The sequence below is a fragment of the Streptomyces sp. NPDC001027 genome (genome assembly GCF_040299045.1).
GTDB lineage: Bacteria > Actinomycetota > Actinomycetes > Streptomycetales > Streptomycetaceae > Streptomyces.
The window spans coordinates 1-6739 of record NZ_JBEPBI010000336.1; the positions used below are offsets into that span (position 1 = coordinate 1).

Annotated in this window: 6 protein-coding genes and 1 pseudogene; 2 read left to right on the plus strand and 5 right to left on the minus strand. The window is 72.7% G+C overall.

The annotated features are described in order from the left end of the window. Window positions 1-181: 181 nt before the first annotated feature. From ABT300_RS39820 to ABT300_RS39840, 5 genes are all read right to left on the minus strand, one after another. Window positions 182-580, minus strand: coding sequence for a DUF6153 family protein (locus ABT300_RS39820; RefSeq protein ID WP_351686802.1), 399 nt, complete (start codon window positions 578-580; stop codon window positions 182-184). Window positions 581-684: 104 nt separating this feature from the next. Further along, complete coding sequence (locus ABT300_RS39825; RefSeq protein ID WP_351686804.1) at window positions 685-1860, minus strand: spore photoproduct lyase family protein; 1176 nt, start codon at window positions 1858-1860, stop codon at window positions 685-687. Window positions 1861-2085: 225 nt separating this feature from the next. After that, on the minus strand, window positions 2086-2646 hold the full coding sequence (locus ABT300_RS39830) for a DUF488 domain-containing protein (RefSeq protein ID WP_351686807.1): 561 nt from the start codon (window positions 2644-2646) through the stop codon (window positions 2086-2088). An 11-nt stretch (window positions 2647-2657) separates the two neighbouring features. Then, window positions 2658-4118 carry an aminotransferase class I/II-fold pyridoxal phosphate-dependent enzyme gene (locus ABT300_RS39835; RefSeq protein WP_351686810.1) on the minus strand — a complete coding sequence of 487 codons (1461 nt, stop codon included), beginning with the start codon at window positions 4116-4118 and terminating at the stop codon, window positions 2658-2660. Window positions 4119-4305: 187 nt separating this feature from the next. Further along, complete coding sequence (locus ABT300_RS39840) at window positions 4306-4893, minus strand: hypothetical protein (RefSeq protein WP_351686813.1); 588 nt, start codon at window positions 4891-4893, stop codon at window positions 4306-4308. A gap of 339 nt (window positions 4894-5232) precedes the next feature. Between ABT300_RS39840 and ABT300_RS39845 the strand changes: the two genes are divergently transcribed. After that, entirely contained in the window at window positions 5233-6453 is a 1221-nt protein-coding gene (locus tag ABT300_RS39845) for a phospholipase D-like domain-containing protein (RefSeq protein WP_351686815.1), read from the plus strand. Window positions 6454-6569: 116 nt separating this feature from the next. After that, a pseudogene (locus tag ABT300_RS39850) lies at window positions 6570-6739 on the plus strand (RNA polymerase sigma factor SigF); the annotation flags it as partial.

Consider the following 6739-nt stretch of genomic DNA (forward strand, 5'->3'; position numbering starts at 1 on the left):
GTCGCCGCCGCAGGCGGCGAGGACGAGCGCGGCGGCCACGCACGCGGCCGAGACGGCGGCGCGGCGGGTCAGGGTACGGGAATTGCGCATGCTGAAACTCCTGTGGTGTCGTGCAGAAGGGGATCCGGACGTGCCGCGGCGCCGAAGGTCGCCGCGCCGGCGACGTGGTGCCGCGTGGTGTCTAGATCCGCAGGAGTTGCAGTTCCGCCAGAGAGGGCGGTGCGCGTGCCTCGTCCGGCGTCCGGCCCGCGTACGGGCGGACGGCGTCGGTGCGCACGGGCACGGCCACCGGGTCGGGGACGAGGGCGCCGAGGGTGGGCGCACCGCTCACCGCGGCCGCCGCGCAGGTCGGGTCCGCGTGATGGAGGCGTCCCCCGCCGCAGCCCCCGTGGTCCCCGGCGCAGTGCTCCAGCGCGCTGACCGAGACGGCGTTCACGTGCGGGGACCCGGCGTGCTCGTGGACGGCGACCCCGGGCGCCAGGGCGTGCATGGCCAGGATGCCCGCCAGCAGCCCGAACACCAACAACGCCCGCCACCGCCGCACAGGCGGGGGCGCGAGGCGCTGCTCCGGGGTCTTCATCGCGATCATCCTAGGGGAACGCTGCGGCGGGCTCGTCGGCGGTGTCGACCGTGGATACGGTCGTCGGCCCGTCCCCGTTCACCCGCGTTCACCGCGGGCGCGGCTCAGAACGCGTAGCGGATGCGCAGCCACGGGGCTCGACCGGCCACCAGCGCACGAAGCCGTGCGACGGCCGGCGCCTTGGTGGCGCTGTCGTAGCGGACGTTCAGGGCGCCGTTCTCGGACCGTTTGGTCTCCTGCAGGTCCGGCCGCCACAGGACGTCCTCGGCGCGAGGATGCCAGCCGAGGTTGACCTCGTGCAGCTCCCGGTTGTGCGTCAGCATGATCACCTCTGCGGCGGCCTGCCGCTTCACCCGGTCGGGCAGGACGTCGTCCAGGAGCCCGAGCAGTTCCGTCCAGGCCTCCTCCCAGCCGGGACGGACGACGACGGGCGACAGGTTGAAGTGCACCTCGTAGCCGGCGTCGAGGAAGTCGGCGGCGGCGGCGATCCGCTCGGCCACCGGCGATGTGCGCACGTCCAGCAGCCGGGAGTCCTCCGGGGGCATCACGGAGAAGCGGATCCGGGTCCGGCCCCGGGGGTCCAGTGCCAGCAGGTCGGGATTGACGAACTTGGTGGCGAAGGAGGCCTTGGCCGTCGGCCACTGCCGGAAGGCGTGCACGAGATCCGCGGTGTTGTCGCTGATCAGGGCGTCCACCGAACAGTCGCCGTTCTCCCCGACGTCGTACACCCAGGCCTCGGGGTCGCACTGGTTCGGCTCGGGCTTCGGGCCCTGCCGGGCGATGTGCCGGCCGATGTGTCCGACGATCCGGTCGATGTCGGTGAACACGGTGATCGGGTTGGCGTATCCCTTGCGGCGCGGCACGTAGCAGTAGGCGCACGACATCGCGCAGCCGTTGGAGGCGCCCGGCGCGATCCAGTCGGCGGACCGGCCGTTGGGACGCGTCCTCAGTGACTTGCGCTCACCGAGGACCAGCGTCTCGCCCTTGACGCGCACCCACCGTGCCACGTTGCCCTCGTTGCCGTGCAGCCCGGGGATGCGCCAGTGCGACTCCACCTCGACCAGCCGCGCCCCGGGGAAGCGGCCGATGATCTGCCGCCCGCGCGGAGAGGCCGCAGCCGCGGGTTCGGCGTGGATCTCCCGCACGGCCAGCAGTCGGTGCGCGGCGTCGGAGTCGCGAAAGGACGGCCGACCGGTGCTCGCCGCCTCGGGCCGGGGACCGAGGGCGTCGAGACCGAACAGGGCGTCGGCGTCGTCCGAGGCGGCGAACGGCTGGTGCATACACGGTCCAGTGGAGGTGAGAGCGGGGGTGGGGGCGGGGGCGCGACAGGTCGGATCGAAAGCGGACGAATGCGGACTGCCCACTGTACGGTCGACCGGATCAGCCCGGCCGTGTCCCGGGACGCGGCACGTACGACCGCGGCCGCGAGGACGTCACACCACTGCGTACGTCCACGGCCGCCGGGTGCCCGCCCGCACCGCCGGGACACGTCGGCGACGTGTGCTTCACCAGGACGGCGCAGCGTTGCGTCCCGCGTCGTGGGCGTCGTAGACGAGGAGGCCGTCGTCGCGCAGGCGGACGCCCGGGGTGGGGCTGTGCGGGGTCAGCCGCCCGTCATGCATCAGATGCAGCACCGGCACGTCACGGGCGACCACCGCGAAATCGGCGATGAGACGGCGATGACACCGCCACCACACCGCTTCACTGCACATGACGGCCGTGCGGGTCCGAGCCGCCTGGTCCAGCAGGCGGTCCATCGCGGCCAGGAAGTGCGGCGTACGGGTGTGCGCGGCATAGCCCCGGAAGGCGTCGTTGCGCCACACCGTGTCCGGCGACGACGGCTCCGGCCGGCGGAAGCCGCCCAGGTCGCGCTCCCAGCGGTAGGCGATGCCCGCGGCCGGCAGCCACTGCGCCAGACGTTCCCGGACCAGATCGGGGTCGCGGCGACTGCCGGGAGCCGTCCGCACGTCCACCACGGCGTCGACGGCGGCCCCCGACAGCAGCTCTCCGAGGGCGGCCCGGCTCGCCGTGCTGTGTCCGAACGTGAACAGTTCCGCCGCGGACATCGGCCGTGGCCCTATCGGGCGGTCACGCGCAGCGTGTCGAGGGACGGATCGGCGGCGTCGGGGACGAGCATGCCGGCGGCGACGCCGGTCCTCAGGTAGTCGACGACCTCCCGGGTGATGACCTCGCCGGGCGCCAGGACGGGCACCCCGGGCGGATAGGGGCTGAGCGTCTCGGCGGAGACCCGTCCGACGGCGCGTTCCGCGGGAACGTGCTCGGCCTCGGCGAAGAACGCGGTCCGGGGGAGCACGGCCTGCTCCAGCTCCAGCGCCTGAGGGTCGGGAAGCCGGACGGCGGGCCGCGACTCGAGCGTGCCGGCCCGGTCGGCGAGGCGGCGCAGCGAGTCGATGAGCAGGCTCTCGGTCCGGTCGTCGTCGGCGTGGGTGATCTGGGCGCTGATCCGGCACGTGTCGGACGATCCGACGTCGACATGGCAGTGGGCGCGCAGCCACTCGGCGGCCTGCATGCCGCTGATGCCCAGCTTGCGGACGTCGACGGTGATCTTCAGCAGATCCAGTTCCGCCGTCAGCCCTTCGTCCACCACCTCCTGGCCCATCGGACGCAGTCCGGGCACGTCCTCTATGGCCTGGCGGATGCGCAGCGCGCGCCGCAGCGCCGCGTCGAGGAGGCCGTGCCCCTGTTCCGCCATCTGGCGGCGCCAGCCGTCGAGCGTGGCATAGACGAGAGAGGACGAGCTGGTGGTGCCCAGCAGGTCCTCACGCTGCTTGAGCACTTCCGGGGAGATCCGGTCGCCCTGGAGGTGGAAGACGGAACTCTGCTCGATGGCGCCGCCCATCTTGTGGACGCTGGTGACGACCAGGTCGGCGTCGGCGTCCATGCCCCAGGCGGGCAGGTCGGGATGGAACGGCAGATGCGCCCCCCAGGCCTCGTCGACGATCAGCGGGACGTCCCGGGCGTGACAGACCTCGGCGACGCCCCGGATGTCCGCGCACGAGCCCCAGTCGGTGGGCGTGATCAGCAGCATCCCCTTCGCCTCCGGGTGCGCCCGCAGCGAGCGGTGCACGTCGTCGGGCTCGGGCGGGTGCGCCAGATGCCGCTCGGCGTCGAACTTCGGGTGCACCCACACCGGGTCCACGCCGTTGACGATCACCGCCGCGATCACCGACTTGTGGGCGTTGCGCGAGACCAGGAGCTTCTCGCCCGGCCCGGCCGCCGCCAGCATCGCGGTCTTCACCGACAGGGAGCTGCCGCACGTGGAGAAGAACGCCCGCTCGGCGCCGACCGCGTCGGCCATCAGCTCCTCGGCCTCGGTGAGCACTCCCTGCGATTCCCGGCGGTCGTCCAGCCCGTTGAGGGAGAGCACGTCGGAGGCGAACACCCCCTCGCCGACGACGTCGACGACCCGTGGATCGGCTCCCCACCCCTGCTTGTGGCCGGGTGGGCCGTACACCACGTCACCGCGGCGCCGGAACTCCTGCAGAGCCTCCAGTACGGGGACGCGGGAGTGATCCATCCATGCCTCCTCCTGAGCCGCCCGGGGCGCGCTCGGACGTTCGCGCGGCCCGCGGGGTCCTGCCTGCCGTCGACGAGTTGCACGGGCGGGACGGTCCAAACGCCCAGGTGACGTCCGCGTCGACGTCAGGGGCCCGACGCCGGGAGCCGCCGGCGCGTCGGCCGAGTGCAGAGACGGTCGGCGCCGGTCACGACGGGCCGGTCTCCCCGGGGCCGAGTCGCACGGTCGTCGTGACCCGCGTGAGGGCGGGCGCGCGGGGAACCGAGCCGAACCCGAACCGCACGGGCGGATCGACCGGCGCGACGCCGCCGAGGTCGCCGCCCCCGAAGGACGCCGACAGGGCGCGGACCGGACGCAGGTCACGGGCCCCGTACCACTCCCTGCGGTTCCCGCCGGCGCTGCCGCGGGTGCGCACGCCCGGCAGCAGGACCCGGGCGGGGACGTCGGTCAGCGCGCTCCATGCCGGACGGCGGGCGAGCGGGCCCGGCACGGCGCGCAGCAGGACGCCCAGGAGCCCTCGGCGACCGGTGGCGAACCGCACGAAGAGCGGGCCGGCCGCCACCGTCCATGTGTCGCCGTCGACGCTCACGTCGACCGGGACGACCCGCACGGTGTCGAAGACGTAGGTGTCGCTGACGAAGTCCGCCGTCTCCCGGGTGGGGGCGAACAGCAGCCGCTCCCCGTCGGGCCGTTCCACCATCACATCGCTGAACGCCCCGAACGGCGATCGCGACCAGTGCCCCAGCACGAGGCGGGTCCCGTGGGCCGTGCCCATCCCCGCGATCCAGCCGTCGAAGCGCAGTCGAGGGCGCTGCCCGTTTCCGGTCCCGCGCGGTACACGGAGCTTCGGCCCGGCCCCTCTCCGTGCGCCGGGAGCGGCGCTCCTCGCTCGAATGTCTCCCGCCGTCATGCCCGCTCTCCCGCCTCCGCTTCACACACCTCCGCGGCCGGGTACCCCGTCCGGCGTTGGCCCACGCGCCGCTCCGGTGCGGGACGACTCGCCCCGGCCGACGGGTGCCGCGGGAACTTGGGGGTACATGCTGCTCGCCGCGTCCCGAGCCGGTCCGGGAGCCGCGGCTTCTGTCTCCCACGGGCGCCGGCCAGGTGATCAGGCATGACCAGTACGCAGGAACGGCCCGAGCCGACTCTCCGCGCCGACGTCCCGGCGCCCGCGGACGCGCAGGAGCGCGCCGCGCGCATACGCCGCCGGCTCGAGCGGCTGATCGGCATCGCGGCGACCGAGGGCAACGCGCTCACCGCTCTGCGCAACGGGGACGAGATCTTCCCCGCGATGCTGGCGGGCATCCGGTCCGCCGAGCACACGGTGGACATGATGACCTTCGTGTACTGGAAGGGGGACATCGCCCGGGACTTCGCACGGGCGCTGGCCGAGCGCGCCCGGGCCGGCGTGCGGGTACGGCTGCTGCTGGACGGCTTCGGCAGCAGACTCATCGAGAAGGACCTGCTGGCGGAGATGGAGCAGGCCGGCGTGCAGATCGCCTGGTTCCGCAGACCCTTGCTCCTGTCACCGCTGAAGCAGAATCACCGGTGCCACCGCAAGGTCCTCGTCGTGGACGAGCAGACGGCCTTCACCGGCGGGGTCGGCATCGCCGAGGAATGGTGCGGGGACGCCCGCAACGAGCACGAGTGGCGTGACACCCATGTCGAGGTCCGCGGGCCGGCCGTGGACGGCATCGCCGCCGCGTTCGCGCAGAACTGGGCCGAATGCCACGACGAACTCTTCGACGAGCGCGACCGTTTCGTCCAGCACCGTCCGCAGGGCGACGCGGTGGTGCAGGTGGTGCGCGGCTCGGCCAGCTTCGGCTGGCAGGACATGCAGACGCTGATCCGGGTCGTGCTGGAGTCGGCGGAGCACCGCTTCCGCCTGGCCACCGCCTACTTCGCACCCGACGAGTACTTCGTCGACCTGCTCTGCGCCACCGCCCGGCGGGGCGTCGAGGTGGAGATCCTGCTGCCCGGACCGCACACCGACAAGCGGGTCTGCCAACTGGCCGGCCAGCACCACTACGAGGCACTGACCGCCTGCGGGGTGAAGATCTACCAGTACCAGCCGACGATGATGCACGCCAAGGTCGTCACCGTGGACGGCGTCGCCGCCCTGGTCGGCTCCACCAACTTCAACCGCCGCTCCCTGGACCACGACGAGGAGATCATGCTCGCCGTGCTGGACGAGAAGTTCACGGTCACCCTCGACGGTCACTTCGACGACGACGTACGGGCCGCCGTCCTGATCCGACAGGGGCGGTGGAAGCGACGCTCGGTGCTGCAGCGGGCGCGCGAGGCGGCCGTCGTGCCCATCCGCCGATTCCTGTGACCGCATTTCGTGTGCGGGCAGGCATGGAGGCAGAATAAGGGGGTATTCGCGGGACGGCGCCGACCGCGTTCGGCCGGCGCCGCGAGTGGCCTCTACGGTGCGGGAGGGAACAGGTCATGACGCTCAGGAGCGCGACGTCGACGGACAGGCAGGCCTACGACCTGCCGGACATCGCCTGCCCCTCGCAGGTGGCGCCGAAGGACGCGCGGAAGTTGTCGAAACTGTTCTTCGACCAGCTCGCGGTGCTGGAGGAGGGCACGCCGGAGTTCCAGTACGCGCGCAACAC

Bases quoted from the DNA above. Each gene is read 5' to 3' on its own strand.
- ABT300_RS39820 (WP_351686802.1), bottom strand. From the start codon at position 580: ATGAAGACCCCGGAGCAGCGCCTCGCGCCCCCGCCTGTGCGGCGGTGG.
- ABT300_RS39825 (WP_351686804.1), bottom strand. From the start codon at position 1,860: ATGCACCAGCCGTTCGCCGCCTCGGACGACGCCGACGCCCTGTTCGGT.
- ABT300_RS39835 (WP_351686810.1), bottom strand. From the start codon at position 4,118: ATGGATCACTCCCGCGTCCCCGTACTGGAGGCTCTGCAGGAGTTCCGG.
- ABT300_RS39840 (WP_351686813.1), bottom strand. From the start codon at position 4,893: ATGGGCACGGCCCACGGGACCCGCCTCGTGCTGGGGCACTGGTCGCGA.
- ABT300_RS39830 (WP_351686807.1), bottom strand. From the start codon at position 2,646: ATGTCCGCGGCGGAACTGTTCACGTTCGGACACAGCACGGCGAGCCGG.
- ABT300_RS39845 (WP_351686815.1), top strand. From the start codon at position 5,233: ATGACCAGTACGCAGGAACGGCCCGAGCCGACTCTCCGCGCCGACGTC.